General features: G+C 51.8%; 14 protein-coding genes and 1 tRNA gene. 12 read left to right on the top strand and 3 right to left on the bottom strand.

Annotated features, from left to right (window positions below; translation table 11 throughout):
* Positions 1 to 248: 248 nt before the first annotated feature.
* The 9 genes from K2H17_RS09150 to rd all read left to right on the top strand — a co-directional run bounded on the left by K2H17_RS09150 (position 249) and on the right by rd (position 18,747).
* On the top strand, positions 249 to 2,537 hold the full coding sequence (locus K2H17_RS09150) for an FAD-dependent oxidoreductase (RefSeq protein ID WP_300133971.1): 2,289 nt from the start codon (positions 249 to 251) through the stop codon (positions 2,535 to 2,537).
* Positions 2,538 to 2,573: 36 nt separating this feature from the next.
* Positions 2,574 to 5,735, top strand: a complete 3,162-nt coding sequence (locus tag K2H17_RS09155) for a TonB-dependent receptor (RefSeq protein ID WP_300133973.1) — start codon at positions 2,574 to 2,576, stop codon at positions 5,733 to 5,735.
* Positions 5,736 to 5,783: 48 nt separating this feature from the next.
* Positions 5,784 to 7,352 carry a RagB/SusD family nutrient uptake outer membrane protein gene (locus tag K2H17_RS09160; protein ID WP_300133975.1) on the top strand — a complete coding sequence of 523 codons (1,569 nt, stop codon included), beginning with the start codon at positions 5,784 to 5,786 and terminating at the stop codon, positions 7,350 to 7,352.
* Between the two features lie 45 nt (positions 7,353 to 7,397).
* On the top strand, positions 7,398 to 8,288 hold the full coding sequence (locus K2H17_RS09165) for a DUF5017 domain-containing protein (RefSeq protein ID WP_300133977.1): 891 nt from the start codon (positions 7,398 to 7,400) through the stop codon (positions 8,286 to 8,288).
* 60 nt (positions 8,289 to 8,348) lie between these two features.
* On the top strand, positions 8,349 to 10,871 hold the full coding sequence (locus K2H17_RS09170) for a glycerophosphoryl diester phosphodiesterase (protein ID WP_300133979.1): 2,523 nt from the start codon (positions 8,349 to 8,351) through the stop codon (positions 10,869 to 10,871).
* Positions 10,868 to 13,780, top strand: a complete 2,913-nt coding sequence (locus tag K2H17_RS09175) for a hypothetical protein (RefSeq protein WP_300133981.1) — start codon at positions 10,868 to 10,870, stop codon at positions 13,778 to 13,780. Before K2H17_RS09170 ends, K2H17_RS09175 begins: the two co-directional genes overlap by 4 nt.
* An 11-nt stretch (positions 13,781 to 13,791) precedes the next feature.
* Positions 13,792 to 15,810: an SGNH/GDSL hydrolase family protein gene (locus K2H17_RS09180; RefSeq protein WP_300133982.1), complete on the top strand. Its 2,019-nt coding sequence runs from the start codon at positions 13,792 to 13,794 to the stop codon at positions 15,808 to 15,810.
* Between the two features lie 47 nt (positions 15,811 to 15,857).
* The gene (locus tag K2H17_RS09185; protein ID WP_300133984.1) at positions 15,858 to 18,350 is read left to right on the top strand and encodes a glycoside hydrolase family 3 C-terminal domain-containing protein; all 2,493 of its coding nucleotides are present in this window, start codon (positions 15,858 to 15,860) and stop codon (positions 18,348 to 18,350) included.
* Positions 18,351 to 18,585: 235 nt separating this feature from the next.
* Positions 18,586 to 18,747: a rubredoxin gene (gene rd, locus K2H17_RS09190; RefSeq protein WP_300133985.1), complete on the top strand. Its 162-nt coding sequence runs from the start codon at positions 18,586 to 18,588 to the stop codon at positions 18,745 to 18,747.
* Positions 18,748 to 19,039: 292 nt separating this feature from the next.
* On the opposite strand, the gene K2H17_RS09195 is transcribed toward rd, so the two are convergent.
* Both K2H17_RS09195 and K2H17_RS09200 read right to left on the bottom strand, forming a co-directional pair.
* Positions 19,040 to 19,930, bottom strand: a complete 891-nt coding sequence (locus K2H17_RS09195) for an ATP-binding protein (protein ID WP_300133987.1) — start codon at positions 19,928 to 19,930, stop codon at positions 19,040 to 19,042.
* A 15-nt stretch (positions 19,931 to 19,945) separates the two neighbouring features.
* Positions 19,946 to 20,019, bottom strand: a tRNA-Arg gene (locus K2H17_RS09200).
* A 241-nt stretch (positions 20,020 to 20,260) separates the two neighbouring features.
* On the opposite strand from K2H17_RS09200, the gene K2H17_RS09205 reads away from it, so the two are divergent.
* From K2H17_RS09205 to K2H17_RS09215, 3 genes are all read left to right on the top strand, one after another.
* Positions 20,261 to 20,914, top strand: a complete 654-nt coding sequence (locus tag K2H17_RS09205) for a hypothetical protein (RefSeq protein ID WP_300133989.1) — start codon at positions 20,261 to 20,263, stop codon at positions 20,912 to 20,914.
* Positions 20,915 to 20,993: 79 nt separating this feature from the next.
* The gene (locus K2H17_RS09210; protein ID WP_300133991.1) at positions 20,994 to 21,647 is read left to right on the top strand and encodes a LysE family transporter; all 654 of its coding nucleotides are present in this window, start codon (positions 20,994 to 20,996) and stop codon (positions 21,645 to 21,647) included.
* Between the two features lie 40 nt (positions 21,648 to 21,687).
* Entirely contained in the window at positions 21,688 to 22,347 is a 660-nt protein-coding gene (locus K2H17_RS09215) for a carbohydrate-binding family 9-like protein (RefSeq protein WP_300133993.1), read from the top strand.
* A gap of 120 nt (positions 22,348 to 22,467) precedes the next feature.
* Here the strand turns inward: K2H17_RS09215 and K2H17_RS09220 are convergent, their stop codons facing one another.
* The gene (locus K2H17_RS09220) at positions 22,468 to 23,364 is read right to left on the bottom strand and encodes a diaminopimelate dehydrogenase (protein WP_300133995.1); all 897 of its coding nucleotides are present in this window, start codon (positions 23,362 to 23,364) and stop codon (positions 22,468 to 22,470) included.
* Positions 23,365 to 23,387: the final 23 nt, after the last annotated feature.

Here is a 23,387-nt window from a genome sequence, read left to right on the forward strand (position 1 = left end):
CGAATTTCAACAATTTAGCAAAAGAGACACCAAGGCTCAGGTAACTTTAAAAATTCTCAAACATGAAATTATTAAAAAGAAAAAATATAATACCGTCGCCTGCGAAAGTTTTGGGCGCCTATGGCTCTTCATTTCAGTTACATAGCTCGCTATGCTCCTTCAATTCAGAACCATATCCACCTCAAAACTTTCGCTCAGATTTTAACTATTGTTATTAAACAACCTCTAAACATATATAATCTAAGAACATGAACAGTCAAGGATTTGTATCTTCCCGCGCCACCAGAAGTGTAACGGTCACAGGTGACATCATTGTTATCGGAGGAGGACTGACAGGTGTCTGCTGCGCACTCACGGCAGCCAGACGCGGTGCAAAAGTAGTGTTAGTTCAGGACCGTCCGGTGCTCGGAGGCAATGCTTCAAGCGAAGTTCGTCTGTGGGCCCTCGGCGCGACATCCCACATGGGCAATAACAACCGATGGTCTCGCGAGGGCGGCGTCATTGATGAGATCATGACCGAGAATGTCTACCGCAACCGCGAGGGCAACCCAGTCATCTTTGACACTGTGCTTCTCGACATGGTAATGCAGGAGCCCAACATCAAAATGCTTCTCAATACAGTCGTCTATAAAGTCGAAAAAAAATCCGACAGCATGATCGACTTCGTCATAGGATACAACCCTATCAATGAAACCAGCTACGAGATCAAAGGATGCTTCTTCGCCGATTGTAGCGGCGACGGCCTTGTCAGCTACCTCGCAGGAGCGCCCTACCGCATGGGATCCGAAGACAGCACTGTCTATGGCGAGGGTTTCACTCCCGACAAGGAAACCTACGGCGAACTCCTCGGCCACACCATCCTGTTCTACATGAAAGATACCGGCAAACCGGTCGAATACGTGGCTCCGCAGTTCGCATTGAAAGATGTCGAAAGCCATATCAGCAAGATCCACAATGACGAATATTTCTCCATCCACCATCACGGATGCAAATACTGGTGGATCGAATATGGCGGCCGCCTCAACACCATACATGACTCCGAAACCATCAAGCATGAACTCTGGAAAGTGGTCTACGGAATCTGGAACTACATCAAAAACTCCGGAAAATTCCCCGAAATGTCCACCTACACGCTTGAATGGGTAGGAACCATTCCCGGCAAACGTGAATCACGCCGCATGAAAGGCCTCTACACACTGACACAGCAGGACATCATCGAACAGCGCACCCATTATGATGCCGTGTCATGCGGAGGCTGGGCCATTGACCTGCACCCGTCAAACGGCGTCTATGCCGACGGTCGCGCCTGCAACCAGTGGCACTCAAAAGGGGTCTATCAGATTCCTTACAGATGCTATCTCGGATCAAACATCAGCAATCTGATGTTCGGAGGCCGCATCATGAGTTCTTCACACGTGGCCAACGGCTCCACACGCGTGATGTGTACCTCGGCCAGTGGCGGTCAGGCCATCGGCACTGCCCTGGCTCTCTGCGTGGCCAACGACCGCATGCCCGCCGACTATGTCAGCAATGATCTCATCACCGAATTGCAACAGGCCCTGCTCGAAAGCGGTCAATACATTCCCGGAGTTGAAATCAAGGATAACAGCAATCTGCTTCACTCGGCCAAAGTGAGCGCAAGCAGCGAATATCTCTTCAACGGCTACGCCCACAACGGCTCCTTCCGCCGCCTCAGATTCTCCACCGCCGCTCTCTTTCCGGTCAAAGGCGCGATGCCTGAGATCAAACTTCAGGTCAAGGCTGAGGAAGCAACCGAACTCAACGTTGAACTCCGCTGCGCCTCACGGGACAAAGGCTACACTCCTGACCGCATCATCGAGCGTGTCAGCCTTCCGCTGAAACAGGGATTGCAGACTGTCACAGTCGGCTTCTCCTCCGAATTTGACCATAGTCAATACGTATTTGTCTGCTTTATGGCAAATGACAAGGTACTGCTCGGTGAAAGCGACGATCTTGTCAGCGGCACCACCACCGTACTGAACCAGATCAATCTTGCAGTCTCGAACTATGGCCGTCAGGATCCGCCTGAGAACATCGGCATTGAAAGTTTTGAATTCTGGTGTCCGCTCAGACGTCCCGAAAGCAAAAACATAGCATTCTCGCTCGAACCGTCACAGCCGATTTTCTCTCTTGACCTCATGGCAAACAGCCATACCCGTCCGGTCGGTGCGACAAACGCCTGGGCAGCCTCGCCTGACGACAACGCGCCGGAACTGAAAGTAGAATGGCCTGAAGAAAAAACGATCCGCGAACTCAGACTCTTCTTCGACACTGACTTCGACCATGCGATGGAGACTGTCCAGATGGGCCATTCTGAAAGTGTCATGCCCTACTGCATACGCCACTATGAGATTTCAGACGACCAAGGCAACACAGTTGCAAAATCCGACAACAACTATCAGGCGATCAACCATATCACTTTCGAAAAACCGGTAAAGACCTCACGCCTTCACATCCGCATGTCGGCTCCCGCCCATCGGATTCCGCCGGCATTGTTCCACCTTATAATAAAATAAGAGTTTGCACAACAAGCTCCAATCATACGCCTCAATATGGAATTTATCAATCTTAAATCTAAAAATGCCATGCGAGCCATCGTGACATTAATTTCCATCATAGCCGTGATGCTGGGCGGAAGTTTCTCTATCCACGCACAGAAATCTTCTGTCCACATCAAAGGCTTTGTAGTCGACTTCGACAACGGCGAGCCTGTCATCGGTGCAACCGTTGTGATCGCCGGACAGCCCGGCGGCTGGATCACGGATGTCAACGGAGAGTTTGACATTACCTCACCCAAGTCCGAGGCTTCGGTAGAAATCCGTTCCATCGGCTACGAACCCCTGACCGTCACCGTTTCTTCAAAAAAACGCAACAACATCCGCTTGCGCCCCGCAGCCATGATGCTTAACGAAGTTGTAGCCGTGGGCTACGGCACCACGACACGCAAGGATGTCACCGGCGCAGTCTCCAAAGTCAACGTCAAGGACATGCAGAAAGCTCCTGTCTCGAACTTCGAGGAAGCCCTGGCAGGACGTGTGGCCGGCGTGCAGTCGACAAGCAGCGACGGACAGCCCGGCAGCGAACTCAACATCGTCATCCGCGGCAACAACTCCGTCACCCAGAGCAATGCCCCACTCTATGTTGTCGACGGTTTTCCGCTTGAAACCTCTGTCGGCAATGTCTTGAACCCGGAAGAAATCGAGTCAATGGAAATTCTCAAGGATGCCTCGGCGACCGCCATCTATGGTGCGCGCGGTGCCAACGGTGTCATACTCATCACCACCAAGAAAGGCAAAGTCGGACGTCCTGTTGTCACATACAATGTCTGGATGGGTGTGCAGAACGCCATCAAGAAGCAGGAAATGCTCGATCCCTATGAATTCGTGCGCTATCAGCTCGATGTCAACCCGACTCTCTACACCTCAATGTACCTCGGCAGCGAGAAAACCCTTGAGGACTACCGCAACGAGCGTGGCATCAACTGGCAGGACAAAGTGCTTCGGTCTGCCTTCGTGATGAACCACAACATCTCAATCCGCGGAGGTTCCGAGGCAACCCGCTATTCAATCTCAGGAAGCGCGGTCCATCAGGACGGTGTGATTGACAACAGCGGCTACCGCAAATATCAGGGCCGACTCAATCTTGAACACAATATCAGCAGCAAAGTCAAGATCGGCCTCAACCTGAACTACACCTACAACAAAAAATTCGGAACAATCGCCGCCGAACAGAACAGCTCGCCGACAGCCAGCATCATGTACAGCATGTGGGGCTACCGCCCTGTCGGTTCGCTCTGGCAGGAAGATCTGATGAATGATCTCTATGACGATTCACTGGATCCGACACGTGACTTCCGCATCAACCCGGTCATGGCTGTTAAGAACGAGTATAACCCGACTTATACCTACAACTTCATCTCGAACGCCTACCTGCAATACAAGATTCTCCCGAATCTTCTGCTGCGCATTTCCGGCGGCTATAACAAGATCGACCAGCGCCGTGAGATCTTCAACAATTCAAGCTCCCGTCTGGGCCATCCGCGCACAAACGAAAAAGTCAACGGCAGCCTGACCCATTACGAACGCACCAATTTCCTCAACGAAAACACTCTGACCTACATTTTCAAACTCAAAAAAGGCCACAATCTCAAAGTGCTCGGAGGTTTCACCCTTCAGGATGCAGAATATTTCTCCGACGGCTTCACCTCGATCAACATCCCCAATGAAGAACTCGGCATCGCCGGACTGGACGAAGGTACGGTCACAAAATCTCCCGTCACAAAAACCGGCAACGCACTGATGTCATATCTCGCGCGTGTCGACTACAACTATAAGTCACGCTATATGGTGACCGTATCCTACCGAGCCGACGGCAGCTCGAAATTCCCCAAAGACAACCGCTGGGCCTCATTCCCCTCCACCGCTCTGGCCTGGGGCTTCGGACAGGAACAGTTCATGAAAAACCTGACATGGCTGACTTCCGGCAAACTCCGTTTCGGTGTCGGCACGACAGGCAACAACCGCGTGAGCGATTATGCGTCCCTGACAAGCCTCGTGATCTCTCCGACAACAGGCTATTCCGTCAACAATTCCCCTCTGAAAGGTGTAGTCCCCTCTTCCTTAGGCAATGCCGACCTGAAATGGGAAACGACCGTACAGTATAACGCAGGTCTTGACCTGAGCTTCCTCTCCGAGCGCATCAATTTCACAGCTGACTATTACTACAAGCGCACGAAAGATCTCCTTCTGAAAGCCACTCTCGCGCCGTCAATGGGATTCCTCAGCGCCTACAAGAATGTCGGCAGCGTCTCAAACAGCGGTATCGAACTTACGCTCAACACCGTCAACATCAAAACCCGCGACTTCACCTGGGACTCGAATTTCAACATCTCCTTCAACCGCAACAAAGTCCTGTCGCTCAACGAAGACGAGCCGTCGCTTGCAACCCGTGTCACCTGGGGCAACTTCAATAACGCCTATCCCTACATAGCAATCCCCGGACAGCCGATCGCCATGTTCTACGGCTATCTTTTCGACGGCATCTACCAGTATGACGATTTCGACAAAGTCGGCAACACCTATGTGCTCAAAAAAGGTATTCCTAACAACGGAAACGACCGAAACAACATCCAGCCTGGCGACATCCGCTACCGCGACATAAACGGCGACGGCTGTGTCGACAGCTATGACCTCACCATCATCGGCAACCCGAATCCAAAGTTCATCGGCGGTTTCACCAATAACTTCCGCTACAAAGACTTTGACCTCTCGCTCTTCCTCCAGTTCTCTTACGGCGGCCAGATCATGAACGCCAACCGCATCGAGTTTGAAGGCGGAGACCCGACTACGCGCACATCGCTCAACATGTTCAGCAGCGTCAAAAACCGCTGGACACCAGAGAACCCCTCCAACAAACTTTTCCGCGTCGGCGGACAGGGTCCGACTGCCTACTCGAACCGCACAATCGAAGACGGCTCATATCTGCGCCTGAAAACCGTCACTCTCGGCTACACGCTGCCCGCAGCCATCACCAAACGGGCCGGGATCAACAGCCTCAGAGTCTATACCGCTGCTCAGAATCTGCTGACATGGACCGGCTATTCGGGCATTGACCCCGAAGTGTCGACCTATGACACCGCATTGACCCCATCTTTCGACTGGTCGCCATATCCACGTGCGAAAACACTCACTTTCGGACTGGAAATCGGCTTCTAAGTCACGAGCCAATGTAATCGACAACTATCCAAAACAGCAACATCCATTATGAAAAAATATATATCAGCCGTAGCAATCGCCGCAACTCTGCTGTGCTCCTCATGCTCGGACTTCCTTGACAAAGATCCGGACTTTCTGTCACCGGAAAACTCCTACCGCACACCCGAACAGATCCAGTCGGCCCTCAACGGTGTCTACAACCGTCTCATCGACCCCAACGGCCGCATGTACAGCAAAGGCCTCTATTCCTATTTCGCCATCAGCGACGAAGCGTTTTATAAAAACATCTCGATCAACAACATCCGCGTCATGCAGTTCGATGCGGGCCACCTCGACATCGGACGTTTCTGGGAAGTGCTCTACGAAGGTGTCAGCCGTGCGAACTATCTGATCGCCTACGTTGATGATTCGAAACTCGACACCCGCGAAAAACGCGCCATGAAAGGCGAAGCCCTCTTTCTGCGCGGCTACTATTACTATCTGCTGACTTCCTATTTCGGCGAAGTGCCTCTGAAACTGACTCCTACCCTCTCGCCCAACGAGAAACCGCTGAAAAAGTCATCGCTTTCAGAAATCTATGCCGCAATTGTCAAAGACATGCAGGATGCCGAGGAGATGGTTCTTGACATCGACGAACTCGGAAGCAACGAGCGCGTATCAAAAACCGCTGTACAGGCTGTGCTCGCCAGGGTTTTCCTCAAGATGGCCGGCGAGCCCCTGAATGACAGTTCTCGCTATACCGACGCTTTGGCCTATGCTGACAAAGTGATCGAGTCAGGCCATCACGAACTGAATCCGGACTATCAGCAGATCTTCATCAACCACAGCCAGGACATCAACGACCTGAAAGAGTGCATCTGGGAAGTCGGCATGTATGGCAACAAGATCGGCACCGAAGATCTCGCCGGCAGTGTCGGTGTTGAAAACGGAATCCTCTGCCGCGATCCAAATATCGGTTATTCCGGAGGTGCGATGCAAGTGACCAAGCGCCTCTACGATGCTTTTGAGGAAGGCGACCTCCGCCGCGACTGGAACATCGCCCCATACTGCTACAACACCGATGATGCCGGAGTGACTACACGCAAATACTACACTGCCTCCCAGATCTACAACCGCAATCCGGGCAAATGGCGTCGCGAATATGAAATCGGAGAGAAAGCCCAGCTCTACAATTCGACCAACTTTCCGATCATCCGTTACAGCGATGTGCTGCTTATGAAAGCCGAGGCGATCAATGCCGTGAACCACGGTCCTAATGCCGAAGCCTACGAAGCGATCAATCAGGTTCGCCGCCGAGGCTGGGGCCTGAATGTCAACGAGCCGTCTGCCGCATGCGATCTGAGCGGACTCTCCGGCGAGGAAGATTTTCTCCAGGCCATACAGCAGGAACGCTTCCGCGAATTCTGCTTTGAGGGAATGCGCAAGCTCGACCTCATCCGCTGGGGAATATATGTCGACACCATGAACGAATACGGACGCGAAGCTGCCGCCGACGGAGGTTCCTTTGCCTATGCCGGCAATTCGGGGCTGAACGTTACAGCCCGCAACGTCCTGTTTCCGATCCCGAACACAGAGCTGACCGTCAACAAGCTCATGACTCAGAATCCCGGATGGTAAACCGTCTGTTTTTCAAAAAAATCTGCAAATCCAAGATCTCAAATCATGAAACTCCAGAAATATATTTTTGCAAGCCTGATCGCCCTTGGCATTTCATCATGCTCCCAGGATGCGCCTGACGCCCGACTCTCCGTCACACCTGACAAAACCGAGGTGAAGGCCGGCGAAGCTGTCAACTTCCACATCAGCGGCAAAGCCGACAACATCGTGTTCTATTCAGGCGAAAGCGGCCATGAATATGATCTCCGTGACCGCGAATATGCCGACAATGACCTGATTGTCGACTTCGTGTCCTATACTGACTATCTCACCTATGTTCATCCGAATCTTCAGATCCTGATCAGCAGTGATTTCAACGGCATATATGACGCTGAAAATCTCGCGCAGGCCACATGGACCGATGTGACAGACCAGTTCCAGATGCCTGCTGAAACCGGTAAGAACACTCCTTCAGGTGAAATCAATCTCAAAAAGTTTGTTAGCGGTGACAATGACGCTCTGTTCTACATCGCTTTCCGCTATTTCGACCTTGACGGAGTGGCTCTGCGCAACCGGTGGGTAATCCGCAGCATGAACATCCGGAAAGTTTCGCCGGAAGGCCAGTCGACTCTCCTTGCCGACATCAAGACCGCAGGATGGCAGAACGTGACCGTTTCAGGTTCTGCAAAATGGACTCTCCCAGGCACCCAGCTTCTGGCGACAGGTAATGTAAATACAAATGACAAAGACATCTGGGCCGTTTCCAAAGGCTACAACCTCCGCTCGGCAGAAGCCTCAACAGGTGTGGTTCTGAAAAACATCAGCACGGTGGTCAGCGACTATCAGCACACCTACACAACTCCCGGCACCTACGAGGCAGTCTTTGCAAGTTCTTCCGTCTGGTACAACAGCAGCAGTCACTCAACAACAAGAGTTAAAGTGACCGTAACTGAATAAAAGGTTGTTTAAAAACAACCTCTAAGTCATCCATTCGAACATCTACCCCCACTGACACTAATGAACAAAACCAGCTCCAAACTCATAACCTTCCTGACCATCTGCCTTGCAGGCTCAACGGCATCCTTTGGTGAAACCGTCAACCTCAGCAACGGGAATGTCGCATTATGCTGGGAGAAGACCAAGACCGGCTGGCGGCTAAAATCTCTGTCTGCCGAAGGGATAAATGCCGATATGGCTGTTCATCAGCACAATGTGCTTTACAGCCATGAGAAACCGTCATCAGAAGCTCTCGATCCGGCTGACTTCGGCGGAAAAGCGAATTTCCCTGAAACCCAATACCGCTATGTGCTCCCCTCGTGGAAGGAAGCTACCGGAGCCGTTGCACTGAACCGCGCCGGAAAGGCCATATCTTTCCTGCCTGACAAAGTCGAAAAGATCTCTGAAAACGAAATCAGCATGAGCTACGAATCGCCTGATTTTGCCGTGAAAGAGACCTGGCACCTTGACGGGATGCAGGATTTGTGTGTCACTGCGACCCTTGAAGCCCGGCGTGACGGATGGTATTCCATCCCGACCCCGTCGATATGCGCGGTAGCGCCACAGGACATTGATTTCGCACTCATCCCCGGTGTACTCCACGGCCACGAAATAAATCCGGAATTTTCTCATGCCTATGCCTACGGCTGGGGCATACCGTCGCAGCCTGTCATTTACAGAGAACGCAGCACTTCGACTCTGTCATCAATGCTCACTTCGACCGCCGGACTGACAATAGCCGTGACAGCCGAACCGGAAACAGCCGCAGGTCCCTGGGGATATGACAAACGCAACACCGGCCTCTGGCGCCTCGGCCTCTCGGCCATGAACCGACAGAAAGAGATCACGCCAACGCTCTATCACCCGGTGCTCGGAGAGGATGAGTCATTTATGAAATCCGGCGACAAACGGACTTTCTCATTCCGCTACACGATCGCCAAAAACAGCTGGTGGCCGGTGTTTGATCATATCGTAAATGATATCTACCGTTTCAAAGACGCCCTGCGCCTGAGAGAGAACAAACGCTCACTGACCGACAGGCTCTACTCCATCCACCGCTATGTAGTCAATGACAGCACCTCGAAATGGCACACCGTAGAGTTCGAAGGATCGACAATCGGCGCTCAGGAATATCTCGGAGGAGTCTACAAGGCTAATAAGGATGCCATGAAGAATGCCGACTACGGCGCAATGTGGATGCTCGGTGCCATGACCTCCGACTCACTGCTCACAAGCAAAAGACTCCCCTATGCCCTCAATTTCAAACTCCGACAGCAATCTGCCGAGAGCGGCTTCATGAAAGGCGCTTCCCGCGGACAGTATTATCTGAAAGGCAGCCGTCAGTTTGTCGAGGAATGGGGTCCATACACCGAACCGATCGCAACCACATATTACATGCTGATGGACCTCGGCAACATCTGCCTTTTCGAGCCGCAGAACAATGAACTGAAAAATATGATCCGCAATGCAGCCGATTGCCTGATCCGCTGGCAGGCGGCTGACGGAAGCTGGGCTGTGGCCTATGAGAATGAAACAAACAAGCCCGCGTTCAGCGATCTCAAAGACTACCGTCCTACATTCTATGGACTGCTGATCGCTTACCGTATTCTCGGAGATGAAAAATATCTCGCCGCCGCACGCCGTGGTGCAGACTGGCTGATCAGAAATGCCGTCGACACCGATTGCTGGCTTGGAGTCTGCGGTGACACCCGCTTCGCAGCTGATTTCGCGACAATCCAGGCCGCACAGGCTCTCCTGGAACTCTTCGATCAGACCGGCGAGGCCACCTACCGCAACGCGGCTATCCGCACAGCGCGCTTCTACACCACATCGGTCTACACCAACCCCATTGCAAGCGAAAAACCTTGCAAAGTCAAAGGGATTGAACGCAAAGACTGGGAAATCAGCCAGTCCGGCCTGTCATACGAACACGGCGGCATCATCGGCTCAACCAACCTGCATGGTCCGATCCTGCTTGCCTCCCACGCCGGTATGTTTGTCAGGATGTATGGCCTAACAGGTGACAGCCTTTTCCTCGACATGGCCCGTGCGGCAGCCATCGGGCGAGATGCCTTTGTCGACAATGAAACAGGAGTCGCATCCTACTATTGGGCCGCAATGAACCGCGGGGCAGGTCCATATCCTCACCATGCCTGGTGGCAGATGGGATGGATCACAGACTATCTGGTCTCGGAACTCGAACTCCGCAGCGAAGGCAAAATCTCTTTCCCTGCCGGATTCATCACTCCCAAAGTCGGTCCGCACCGCACCTACGCATTCCAGCCAGGCTCTGTCTATGGCGAGAAAGCCAGCCTCATCATGCGTCACGGCGCTGCCGCCTGTGACAATCCCAACGTGGAAGTACTTTTGGCAAAAGGCGAAAAAAATCTTTTCATCATGCTTCTCAACGATCTTGATTCATCGCAGAAAGCGACTGTCACGACTGACGCCAAAACTCTGGAAAACGCCGGTGCAAAAAACACTTATAAACGCACTCTGCGCCCCTACGGACTGGAAATAATCAAAATACCCTACAAGAAATGAAACTGCGAAACCTCATACTTCCGGCCCTGCTCACCGTAATAGGCCACACAGCTTCCGCTCAGCAGCCGGGCTCACCGATGATCACCCCGCCGCTGCCGATTGACAGCCATGCAGAATCAGTTGCCTCCATCGGCAACAACAACATCCGGCTTTCCTATGTCAGAGCCGGAGAGGGACATCAGGCCATTGCCTGCACCATGCAGGCGAAAGTCGATGGCCGATGGCAGTATTTCATGTCACCGATGGAGGACAACAAAGTATTCGTCATCACAGGTCCCAAGAGGCTGAAACGCCCCAATTACAAGTCGTTTTATCCGGGCTGGACAAGCGGTGACTCAATCACAACCAACCCCTATCTCAGCGGTTCGGTCTGTGAGGCTGTTCCTGTCAGAGCCTGGAACGAAGACAAGAACACGATCGCTGTCGAATATGTCACCGCCGGAAACCACACCGTCCGCGGGAAATGGCAACTGTCAAAAGCAGGCAAAAGCCTTGATCTCACTCTTGAATTCACCCCGTCGCAGGCGGGCTGTTACAGCCTTGGAGTGATGGCGCTCCATGCAGCCCTGCCCACAGCCGTTGACAACGTGCTTCTGCCTCCGATGTATCAATACCGACGTCTGCCGGTGCGTCCGCAGATGCTGCTTTCAGCCATGATGCCGCAACCGTTGGCTATGGTGGAGACATCCGTCGGCGGAAAGAAAATGACTGCGTTTGTCAGCGGCGACAGCTCGATTTTCCCGCTCGACTGGGGCGGCGTCGACTATTCCCCGATGGGATTCAGCCTTAAAAATCATGCCGATATGGTCGAGGCTGTGGCTTTCTCTCCGGTTCTTGGCATGGCCGACAGCCAGATGAAACAAGGGGTCAGCGTGAGCCGCAAATTTGTCATCGGCCTGTCAGGACAACAGTGGAACGAGACACTCGAACACGTGGCGACCGACATTTATGATGTCCGCGACTACCGCCGTCAGACCGACAAGTCACTGACCGAAACGATGTTCAGCATCATCGACCTGATGAACAACGAAGAATTCGGCGGCTGGGACAAGGCGATGCGAGGATTCTATGACATCGAAGGAAAACCGACCAAGGCCCCGACTGTTGTCCACTCGGCTCCACTTGCCATAATCAGCGCTGCTGTCAATGCCGCTGATGAGGATATGTATCTCAGCCGGGCACTTCCGACAATCGAATATACTCTCTCACGAAAAGGCTACCGCTGGAGCACCCGCACAACGGACGAAGGCTACAACAAAGATCCTGAAACCCTGCGCCTCTCACCCTTCGGGTCACAATTCACCACAACATATTTCGAAGGACTCAACCGCCTGCTCGGAGGCCGTAACGCCTGGCTGCGTGACATCGCCCTGCCGAATGACTCACTGCGCCTTCCGCGCGGATATTCAGCCCCGATCCTCTCATGGGTCCAGGCCCTCTATGCCTACCGGCTCACCGGCGAGGACAAGTGGCTCCGTAGAGCTAAAAGCACCGCTGTACGCGATGCCGACATGCACATCTACAAGAACAGCACCAAGCCGATGCGCTATCAGGCGTTCTACAATTCGACCATCTATGCTCCCTGGTGGGACTTCATCGACCTGTATGAAACGACTAAAGACCGACGCTTCCTTGAAGCGGCCCGCTATGGCGCAGCCCACACTTTGGCAGGTATCCGCAGCTGGCCCGCAGTCAGGGATTCGGTCCAGACGATACATCCCGGCGGCATCTACAACGGCAACACCACTATGTGGTGGAAAGGATCCGAGCAATATCGACTGGGCTTCCCCCGGAAGGAAGGCGATGCGCCTGAGCATGAAGTCGAACAGTGGAAAGTCTCTCCAGTCGGACTCGGCTTCGAACAGCCCTCGACATATTTCCTGCGGAACAAAGGCAAGGTTGTGCGCCCGGTTTTCATGAGTTCATGGGCTCCGTCACTGCTGCGCCTGAACCAGCACACAGGTCTTGAAATCTTTGACACCTATGCCCGCAATGCCGTCATCGGACGCTTCACAAACTATCCGGGCTACTATGCCACAGGCTATACGGACATAACCATGAAGGAGAATTTCCCCTACGAGGGACCTGACGTAAGCTCGATCTACTATCACCACATTCCGCCACACCTTGCATTCACCGCCGACTATCTGGTCAGTGAGGCAGTGCAGCGAAGCGGCGGAAAAGTCTCCTTCCCCTACGGTAAACAGGAGGGCTTTGTATGGTTCTCAAACCGTGTGTTCGGCGGAGAGGCCGGAACAGTCCATGACGACACCAACGTCCATCTGTGGCTGAAAAAAGGTCTTGTCAGCAGCGAAAATCCGGAAATCAACTATCTGACCGCAGTCTCTGACAGACAGCTGTGGCTGCTTCTCTGCAACGAGAGCCGGGAGACTGCCGCGACCACTGTCACCCTAAGCCCCGGACTGGCTGCAATCGTCGATCAGGAGAAAGCCGCCTCTGTCAGCGCCAACGGAAGCCGCAAAAAAGTGCAGGCCGACAACAATTCTCTTGAAATCATCCTTTCGCCGAAAGGATTTACAGCTGTGTCTCTGCCTCTGACCGCAGATGCCACCTCAAAAAACAGCGACCTCAGGACCATCCTCGGAGTGAACTCCGTCCCGGTTCTCAAAAACGGCTACAAAGTCATTGACAGCTCAACGGCAGCCGGACGCATCTACGTATTCCGCATTCGCTCCCCCTTCGGCTGGGATTCAGTCTATGGTTTCTGCGAGACTCCGCCGGTCGAAGGTCTTTCGGTCAGCGTTGACTGCAACGGCAGACAGATCGGACTTGGAGAATATCCCTACGAATGGTCCTTTGCCAAATTCAGTCCGTCCGACAGAATCACAATGAAAATCAACCTGGCCGACAAGTCAGGAAAACAGAAAACCCTTGATATTGAAATCTGAGATACCGATATATGAAAAAAATTCTATTGACAGCCATATTGCTGTTCGGATCTGTCCTTCCGCAGATCGCCCAGAACAGTCCTGCGTCACAGTCAGCATCACTGACTTTCGACACCAGCCGTAAAGACATTCCGCTCATTGAGCCGGGCAAAGGCGTCGGCGACAAGGAATGCACCGTGCGCGGAGGCATGCCGACGTTCCACAAGAAAGTCAACGGCGGCGAGCCTGTGACCATAGCTCTCTTAGGTGGCAGCATCACTCATGGCGGCTTCTGCTATCGTCTGCAACTGGCAAAATATCTTGAGCAACAGTATAAGGACACCCGTTTCACATGGATCAATGCCGGAGTCCCAGGCACAGGAAGTGATCTTGGTGCATTCAGAGTCGATGAGCAGGTTCTCACGGCCCGTCCCGACATTGTTTTCATTGATTTCTCTGTTAACGGTGCCTACACTCCGGCAATGGAAGGGATTATCCGCAAAATCCGGAAACAGTCTCCTGAGACAGATATCTGTCTGCTCTATGCCGCCACTGAGCCTCACATGAGGGAATATCAGAAAGGCTCACTTCCGGCTCCTGTCAGAGAAGAAGAGAAACTCGCCGACCACTATCAGCTGCCGTCTGTCCACATGGCTATGGAAGCTGCGGCTCTTGAGGCTGAAGGGAAACTCGTCTGGAAAGGCAAAAAGGATGAAGTCACTGACAAGATACTCTTCTCGGCCGATGGACTTCATCCGGCCAAAGCCGGCGGCAATCTCTACGCCTCGGCCATCGCCCGCGCCATTGAGAAATGTGGCACAGCCAAACCGGCTCCCCGAAAAGCTCTCCCCTCTCCTCTCTATGGCGAAGAGTGGGACAATGCAAAAATGTATGTTCCGGCGGAGGTATGTAAGAAACATGGACTGTGGCGCGATGTCGATGCTGCAAAAGACAGCCGCATGAAGCAATTCTCGTCATGGTTTCCCGCTGTGAGGACAAGCGGACATCCGGCTTCAACCCTGTCATTCGCATTTGACGGCGACATGTTCGGCATATTCGACATCGGCGGTCCTGAAATGGGGCAGCTCGAAATTTATGTCGACGGCCAGATGATACGTCTGAAAAAACTCGCCGACGACGGCTCGCGTGTAATGGAAGCTGCCGACCTGACCGGGTCCCACTATCTCAACCGCTTCAACCGTTATTGCAACAAGCGTTACCGCGGCCAGTATGAACTGATCAGAGTCAAGCCCGGACTGCATCAGGTCACCATCAGACTCAGCGACAAGAATTCGGACAAGCGGGCGATTCTCGGAGAAAAGCAACTGAAAGACATCGAGGAGAACCCTGAAAAATATGACAAGACCTATCTGATGCTTGGCCGCCTGCTTGTGCGTGGTGAAATCGCGGAATGCAAACCGATAAAAGGTCTTCCAAAGATGGCCCAGCAACTCAAATGGGAGAAAAAAATCACCGACTACATGGAGCGCGATGAGGAACAGTCTAAATTAAACGATGCCACTCTTGTCGTGGGCAGTTCGTCGATCGACCTTTGGAAATCACTGGAGACCGACTTTCCCGGCCACAATGTGATACGCCGCGGAGTCTCAGGAACCAAAGCCATTGACCTCTACAACTATCGCCATCTGCTGATCGAGCCGTTCAATCCGCGCCGCATCATCATTTACGAAGGTGACAATGAGATCGGCTTCAAATGGGAAGTGGACGAGATGATGGAATCAATGAAAAAACTCTTCTTCGAAATCCGCAGGATGAAACCTGAGGCCGAAATCTACCTTGTGTCTGTCAAACCATCCCCTGCAAGAGTCAGCAGCCTTGAAAAAACACAGACTTTCAACAGGCTGCTGAAAGAATTCGCCCTCAGTCAGCCGAATGCCGGATTCATAGACATCCACACCCCGATGCTCGATGCCGACGGCAATGTCAGACCCGAACTCTACCTGAAAGACCGTCTGCACCCCTCAAACGAAGGCTATGACATCTGGCGCAAGGAATTCGGTAAGGTAATCGAATCTTCAGACAAAAAATAACAACCCACAAAAAACATACTTGTAACGACAATTCATAACTGACAACTATGCGCAAGACATTATTATCACTCTCGCTGCTACTGACGGCAACAATGGCCAACGCACAGCTGTATAAAGACCCGTCGGCTGATGTCGAAAGCCGTGTCGAAGACCTTTTGGGCCGCATGACACTGGAAGAAAAGATCGACTACATCGGTGGATTCAACGGTTTCTATATCCGTGCGATCCCGCGTCTCGACGTGCCTGAAATAAAACTCACCGACGGTCCTGTCGGCACCCATAAGGACGGCAAAAGCACAGCCTACCCCGCCGGAGTACTGACGGCCTCGACCTGGAACCGCTCTTTGGTCTATGAACTTGGCAAGCAGCTCGGACGTGACAGCAAGGCCCGCGGAGTCCACATCCTGCTCGGCCCCGGTGTCAACATTCTGAGAGCTCCTATGTGTGGCCGCAATTTCGAATATTTCACCGAAGATCCATATCTAAATGCTGAAACCGCCTGCGCTTATGTCAGCGGTCTTCAGGATCAGGGAGTCGTGGCCACACTCAAACACTATGCCGCCAACAATCAGGAATGGGACCGCAACAACGTCAGCAGTGACATCGACGAACGCACCCTTCACGAAATCTATTTCCCGGCCTTCAAAGCAGCAATCCAGAAGGCCAAGGCCGGAAGCGTCATGGACAGCTACAATCCGGTCAACGGTGTGCATGCCACACAGAGTGACTATCTCAACAATCAGGTGCTCCGCAGCCAGTGGGGATTCGACGGTGTGGTGATGAGCGACTGGTCTGCGACCTATGACGGTGTCGAGGCTGCCAACGGTGGTCTTGACCTCGAAATGCCGCGTGCTAAATGGATGAACCGCGACATCCTTATCCCTGCGATCAATGAGGGCAAAGTCACCGAAGAGACCATCAACGACAAGGTACGCCGCATACTTCGGCTCATCTTCTCATTCGGATTCTTTGAAAACCAGCAGCATGATCCGTCAATCCCGATGGACAATCCCCAGGGAGCGGCAGCAGCCTTGCAGCTTGCCCGCGAAGGAATAGTGCTTCTGAAAAACGAAGGCGACCTCCTGCCTGTCAGACCGTCTGTAAAGCGGATTGCGGTGATCGGCCCCAATGCCAACAGCTATATTTCAGGTGGCGGAAGTTCCTATACCTTCCCCTTCCATAGTGTCTCGCTCCTTGACGGCATAAAGGCCCAGGCCGGAGAAAACGTGGAGATCCTCTATTCTCCCGGTCTGCCGACTCTGCCTGAAACCGTGGCTTCGTCTGTCTTTTTCACTGAACAAGGCTCGTCACAGCGTGGTCTGAAAGCCGAATTCTTCAACAATCCGAAACTCAAAGGCGAACCGACAGAGACAAAGATCGACACGATCGTCCATATTCCTAACGGTTACCATATCGCAACTGAACGTCGCGGCCTTCCCTATGACCACTGCTCGATGAGATGGTCAGGAGTGGTCCGTCCGGAAAAATCAGCCGACTACCGCTTCATTGTCCGCGGATTTGACGGATTCAGACTTAAAATCGCTGATGAAATGGTGATCAACGAATGGCGCGACCAGGGCATCACCATGCGTGAAGTAGTCATCCCGATGGAAGCCGGCAAAGAATATCCTGTCGTATTGGAATATTTCGCCAATGTCCACCCCGTTGACATCTCCTTCGGATGGCGCGAAGACAAACTCCTTTTCGACGAAGCCGCCGAACTTGCCGCCAAGGCTGACATCGCACTGGTGAGCATCGGTTTCAACGAAAGCCTCGAACGCGAAAGCAACGACCGCCCCTTTGAGCTGCCTCAGTATCAGGACAGCCTTGTCAACTGCGTTTTCAAAGCCAATCCCAATACCGTTGTCCTTCTCAATGCCGGCAGCAACGTCGACATGAACCGCTGGGCCGACCGGATTCCGTCGCTGCTCTATCTGTGGTATCCCGGCCAGGAAGGCGGCACCGCTGCTGCTGAAATCCTTTTCGGCAAAACCAATCCGAGCGGCAAACTTCCGGTGTCGTTTGAAAAACGCTGGGAAGACAATCCGGCCTATCCATATTACTACGATCCTGATGGCGACAAGCGGGTCGCTTATGGCGAAGGTCTGATGGTTGGCTATCGCCATTACGACAGCAACAACGTTGCTCCCCGATTTGCTTTCGGTCATGGGAAAAGCTACACGACATTCAGCTACTCGGATCTCAGGATCAAGAACGAAGGCAGCAAAAAAGCTCCTCTCTACCGAGTTTCATTCAAAGTGAGCAACACCGGTAACATGGACGGCATGGAAACAGCTCAGGTCTATGTGCGCCCCATTGACCCGAAAGTTGTCCGACCCTACAAAGAGCTGAAAGGCTATGACAAAAAAATGATCCGCAAAGGCGAATCGCAGACCTATGAAATCATGCTTGACAACGAGGCTTTCGCCTACTATAAACCGGAACTCAAAGATTTCGGCTGGGACGCAGGCGAATATGAAATTTTAGTCGGCACAGCCTCTGACCGCATCCTCCTCAGAGGGAAAGTAAAGCTGAAATAAGTCCCCGCCCTATACGATCATAGCTGCAACCATAACTCTGCTACTGACATACAACCAACTAACCCAGACCGGCTGTCCGGAATCCATCCGGACAGCCGGTTTTCCATATTGCCGGACATGATCCATGCCGGTTCTGACAGACAACTCCCGGACATCCTGAAAACTTTTCAAAGGTTTGAGCGTTAGATAAATTGACAAACATAAACATCTAATCAACTTTACAACTGTTTATCTTATGGAAAAATACGTATGCACCGTCTGTGGCTGGGTCTATGATCCGGCAATCGGAGATCCCGAAAATGGAATCGCACCCGGCACATCATTTGCCGACCTCCCTGACGACTGGCTCTGCCCGGAATGTGGAGTCGGGAAAGACCTGTTTGAACCTGAATCATAAGCCTACCGGCAACCATAGGCTGAAACACAGAGGTGAAACATTTGTCGCAAAATAGGCCCCCAGACAGCTTCTGTTTTCGGTTCAGTTTCACCTCCCCCCTACCAAAATTTGTCTTTAGCCATTAACAAAAACAAGCCCTGAAGATCGCGTACTTAATTTGATCTTCAGGGCTGATCATGAAGTTTTGCCCTTGGTGCTTGGAACGTATCCCAAAGCAACAAGCAGACGCCTCATTTCATCCCATGTGGGAACATTGACTTGCTAAAACGATCCTTGTTTTCCGGCAAAAAGACTACTTGATATGAATTATTTCCCAGTGACCGCTTTTCTTCGAACCAACATGGCGGAGTATATCGGAAAGAGAGACAAGCTCGCGCTCGACTGTTTTGGTAGCGACTCCAATTGCCGAAGCTATCTCTGCTCTTGTGGTATGCGGATTCTCGCTGATTATTGCTATGATTCGCTGTTGTCGCTCTGTTAAGTTTTTAGCGACATTTTTAGCGACATTTTTAGCGACATTTTTAGCGACATCTGATTTTTCTGCTTCGCGGGTCTGGAGGTCAAAAATTACTTTGACTGAATTGATTGTTGTTTCAATTCGCATTGGGCGACCGGTTACTTCTTGCCACCTTTTGAGTTTACGGAGTCCGTAACCGAGATTCTCTGACAGGTGCGCAAGTCGGAACAGCTTTGCAATTACAGGATTACGAGGTTGAGATTCAAACGAACTTTCCATTACATCCAACGGCATAGGCATACCGCCGGGATTAAGGAACTCGATGCGGTCGTCAAAAACATGGATACAACTACGTCGAGGACTGAAATGGTCGGCGTGAGCCATCTGGTTTGCCATTGCCTCACGTAAGATATCGTACTCGGAGAAATCCTCAACCGGTTGTCCGCGCTCGTTGATGCCAACCATCGGAGTGTTGACGAGTGTGCGAAGGCGGCGTAGAATAACACGGCTCGCTTCCCAAAGATTCTGTTGTTCCGGGATGCGATATGTGTAATTGTTCGTCACTGCCTCCATGCCAGTACCGGGTATTTCGACGTAATCGGCACAGAACGTCGGAACAAAATTGAAGATATAAGGGCTTTTACCCGCCACTATTTTAAAATGCATAATATTCACTAATGGATACAAAAAGCCGTTGAGAATAATTACTAAATTACTTATTCTCAACGGCTTTGAATTTCGTGATCCGGATGCGACTCGAACGCATGACCGTCTGCTTAGAAGGCAGATGCTCTATCCAGCTGAGCTACCGGACCAGCCTTTTGCGGTGCAAAGGTAGTGTTTTTTCTTGTTATTTCCTAATATTTCAAACACGAAACTATCCAATTGCAGCAGAATTTACCCTTAAAAATTAACAATACAACGTTAGATTTTCATTTTATTGCCTAACTTTGTGGCCGATTTGCAGTGGACATTATTTACACCCCTGGGCTTAATTTGTCATACAATCAGAAATATCGAAGAAATTCACCAATCAGACAGATCACATTCAGCAATATGAGACGATTGCTTTTTTCTTTCGTAATGATCCTCGCAGGAGCTGCCTCCCAATCATTCGCTGCCGTCAACGAGGATTTCACACACCACCGTTTTTCAATCAGCGGCACTCTGACCTCATCGGACACCTACTCTCTGGAAGCCGCTTATCATTATATGTTCTGGGAATATCTTGGTATAGGAGGCGCCTTGGGGCATTGGTCAAACTGGTATGATGACGGATGGGCTTCCGGCACCAATTGGCACATCGACGATGACGACAACAGGCCCTCCAACCTCTATCTGCGCCCATCCGTCGTAGCCACATCCCCCGCCCTGAAATGGCGTCAGGCCTATCTGTCAATTTACGCCGAACCGGGCCTCATGCTCAACATCCCCTATCAGCGTGTGTGCATCGAAACCACCGAAAACTGGCCCGCTAAAGATTATGACTATATCAGCACCACCGGAGGACAGAGGCTCGCAATGGATCTGCGGTTGGGAATCAACGCCAATGTAGGACCCTGCGGAATCAGTGCAGGTTATATGATGTCAAATCTCGACATCTTCAGCCAGTATCGCCATCTATCCTACCGCGGCATCTCATTCCGGGAATTTTATCACAGCAAACCTTTCATGCAAGGCGCCTACCTGACACTTTCGTATAATTTCTAAGTTTTTTCTAAAGATTTCTGAACAGCGGCAGGGGAATGGGTGAAGATAAATTTTGAGACCTCAAAGTGTTTTTGTACCTTTGCAGATTGTGATACACCTGCCTGTCATAATATTCAGAGGCCTGCTTATAGGCATTCTTGTTTCGGCTCCGATGGGACCGATCGGGATGCTTTGTATCCAGCGCACACTTAACCGTGGTCGTTGGCCGGCTTTCTTTACAGGCGTAGGCGCAGGGGTCAGCGATCTGCTTTACTGTCTGCTGACCGGCCTGGGACTTTCATTTGTGACAGATTTTATCCAGTCGAATCAGAGTGTGCTGCAAGCGATAGGCTCAATAGTCCTGATTGTCTATGCCTCCTATCTTTTTGTCACAAACCCCTCACGGGCTTTACAGCCTGCTACGATGCAGGCCACAAGCTACTGGAAAGATTTCGGAACCGGTTTCCTCTTCACTTTCTCCAACCCGCTTATACTCTTCTTCATAATCGGGCTTTTTGCCCGATTCAGTTTTCTGGCACCGGAATTCCAGGCCTATCATTATGTGGCCGGTTACATCTCGATATTCCTCGGTGCTGTAATGTGGTGGTTCGGAGTAACTTACTTTGTAAACAAAGTCCGCCGACACTTCAACATCCGTTCGATGTGGCTCCTGAACAGAATTCTGGCAGCCATAATCATGATCATGGGTGCGATCGGTTTCATCACCGGTATAAAAGACCTTTTCTTCAATTAAAAAATCAAACAAATTCAAACAACCTCCTCATCCAAACGATATGCAAAAGACGCTGCACGTTCCATACATAGCCGATCTTGACTTTCTGAACACCGATGCTATTTTCAATCGGCTGGAATCATCAGGAGTACGTCATAATATCGGTGAGCTCAACTGGAAAGACCTGTACCCCTATCATCCGCTGACCACGTTTACAATCGCGCATTCCGACAACTATATCTATGTCAATTTCTTTGTTCGCTGCAACTATCTGCGCGCCGTGAATTTCGAGAACAACTCGCCGGTCTATGAGGATTCGTGCGTGATGTTCTTCGTGCAGCCTGAAGGATCAAAAAAATACTGGAATTTCGAGTTCAACTGCATCGGAGCAATCAAATCATCTCATCGCGAATCACGCAATCAGGCCGTGACGCATCTCAGCGATGCTGAAATCGCAACAATCGCAGTGCTCCCGTCGTGCGGACGCCGTCCGTTCCAGGAAGTCGAGGGACTGTTCACCTGGGACATCCTCGCCGCAATCCCCCTCAGCCTGCTCGGAGTAAAATATGAAGGAAAGCCGATCGAGCTAAACGGCAACTTCTACAAGTGCGCGTCCGGCACATCGCAGCCACACTTCCTGAGCTGGTCGCCCGTACCGACTCCGGCTCCTGACTTTCACCAGCCGCAATATTTCGGTAAAATCGTTCTGGACGGCATGTAAAAAAAATCCCATCGCCGACATCGGAAGCGACACACAATCCACCGCACACCATAAAACTTCAGCCCGGCTACTGCAACAGTAGCCGGGCTGAATGCTTTTTCCTATGTCAGAATCTACTGATCAGACAAGATGAGCGATCAGGTCTTCGCGATCGCCGGGGAGAAGATCAATGACCGGAATTTCCACCATCGTATAGGCACCGGGGGTCAGACGCATTGAGGCGCGGGCAACTCCGACAAGCAACTGTGCGGTAAGAGCCGGATTGTTGATCGACATGTTGAACTCAAAACGCTGGTTCTGTGTCTTTCCTGAAACACCTTTGCGCACCATGTGTACACCGTGGCCCATATCCTTGACAGCATCAACGCTCTCGACGGCCATCACGTGGGTCTCGTCAGAAGCGAAATATGGATCTTCCTTGACAGCCTTGGCTACATCTTCAAGACGTGCGCCGGGTTCAAGTTCGACATAGACCATACGGCGGTGCATTCCGTCGCCCTTCGGCATAGTCATAGAGAGAGCGTTTTTAACACCAGCCTTGGACTTGACACAAACAGTGTGGCCCATGCTCATACCGGGACCGAAATTAGTATAAGTCAAGCCCTTAGGCGCAGCAGCTTCGAGAAGGGTGCGAACGATTGAATCGCTGCCCGGATCCCATCCTGCCGAAATTACAGCCACACGACCGGCCTTTTTAGCGGCAGCATCAAGCGAACGGCGCAGATCAATGATTGATGTATGGATGTCGAAGCTATCCACTGTATTGATGCCCATCGCAAGATATTCGAGAGCATATTTCTCGACCTCACGGGTCGGAGTGGCGAGAACGGCCACATCGACATGTCCGAGTTCACGGATGTCTGTAACCACCTTATAGGCGGCAAGTTCTGCTGGAACATCAGTCACATTGCGGCGCACTACGCCTGCAATCTCAAAATCAGGGGCTGCCTCAAGAGCTTCAACCGTGAAGCGGCCAATGTTGCCGTAACCAACTACGGCGGCACGAATCTTTGTCATATTTGCATTATTAATTTAAGTAA

The sequence above is a fragment of the Duncaniella sp. genome, from assembly GCF_029054785.1.
GTDB lineage: Bacteria > Bacteroidota > Bacteroidia > Bacteroidales > Muribaculaceae > Duncaniella.

Bases quoted from the DNA above. Each gene is read 5' to 3' on its own strand.
- K2H17_RS09150 (WP_300133971.1), top strand. From the start codon at position 249: ATGAACAGTCAAGGATTTGTATCTTCCCGCGCCACCAGAAGTGTAACG.
- K2H17_RS09155 (WP_300133973.1), top strand. From the start codon at position 2,574: ATGGAATTTATCAATCTTAAATCTAAAAATGCCATGCGAGCCATCGTG.
- K2H17_RS09160 (WP_300133975.1), top strand. From the start codon at position 5,784: ATGAAAAAATATATATCAGCCGTAGCAATCGCCGCAACTCTGCTGTGC.
- K2H17_RS09165 (WP_300133977.1), top strand. From the start codon at position 7,398: ATGAAACTCCAGAAATATATTTTTGCAAGCCTGATCGCCCTTGGCATT.
- K2H17_RS09170 (WP_300133979.1), top strand. From the start codon at position 8,349: ATGAACAAAACCAGCTCCAAACTCATAACCTTCCTGACCATCTGCCTT.
- K2H17_RS09175 (WP_300133981.1), top strand. From the start codon at position 10,868: ATGAAACTGCGAAACCTCATACTTCCGGCCCTGCTCACCGTAATAGGC.
- K2H17_RS09180 (WP_300133982.1), top strand. From the start codon at position 13,792: ATGAAAAAAATTCTATTGACAGCCATATTGCTGTTCGGATCTGTCCTT.
- K2H17_RS09185 (WP_300133984.1), top strand. From the start codon at position 15,858: ATGCGCAAGACATTATTATCACTCTCGCTGCTACTGACGGCAACAATG.
- rd (WP_300133985.1), top strand. From the start codon at position 18,586: ATGGAAAAATACGTATGCACCGTCTGTGGCTGGGTCTATGATCCGGCA.
- K2H17_RS09205 (WP_300133989.1), top strand. From the start codon at position 20,261: ATGAGACGATTGCTTTTTTCTTTCGTAATGATCCTCGCAGGAGCTGCC.
- K2H17_RS09215 (WP_300133993.1), top strand. From the start codon at position 21,688: ATGCAAAAGACGCTGCACGTTCCATACATAGCCGATCTTGACTTTCTG.
- K2H17_RS09220 (WP_300133995.1), bottom strand. From the start codon at position 23,364: ATGACAAAGATTCGTGCCGCCGTAGTTGGTTACGGCAACATTGGCCGC.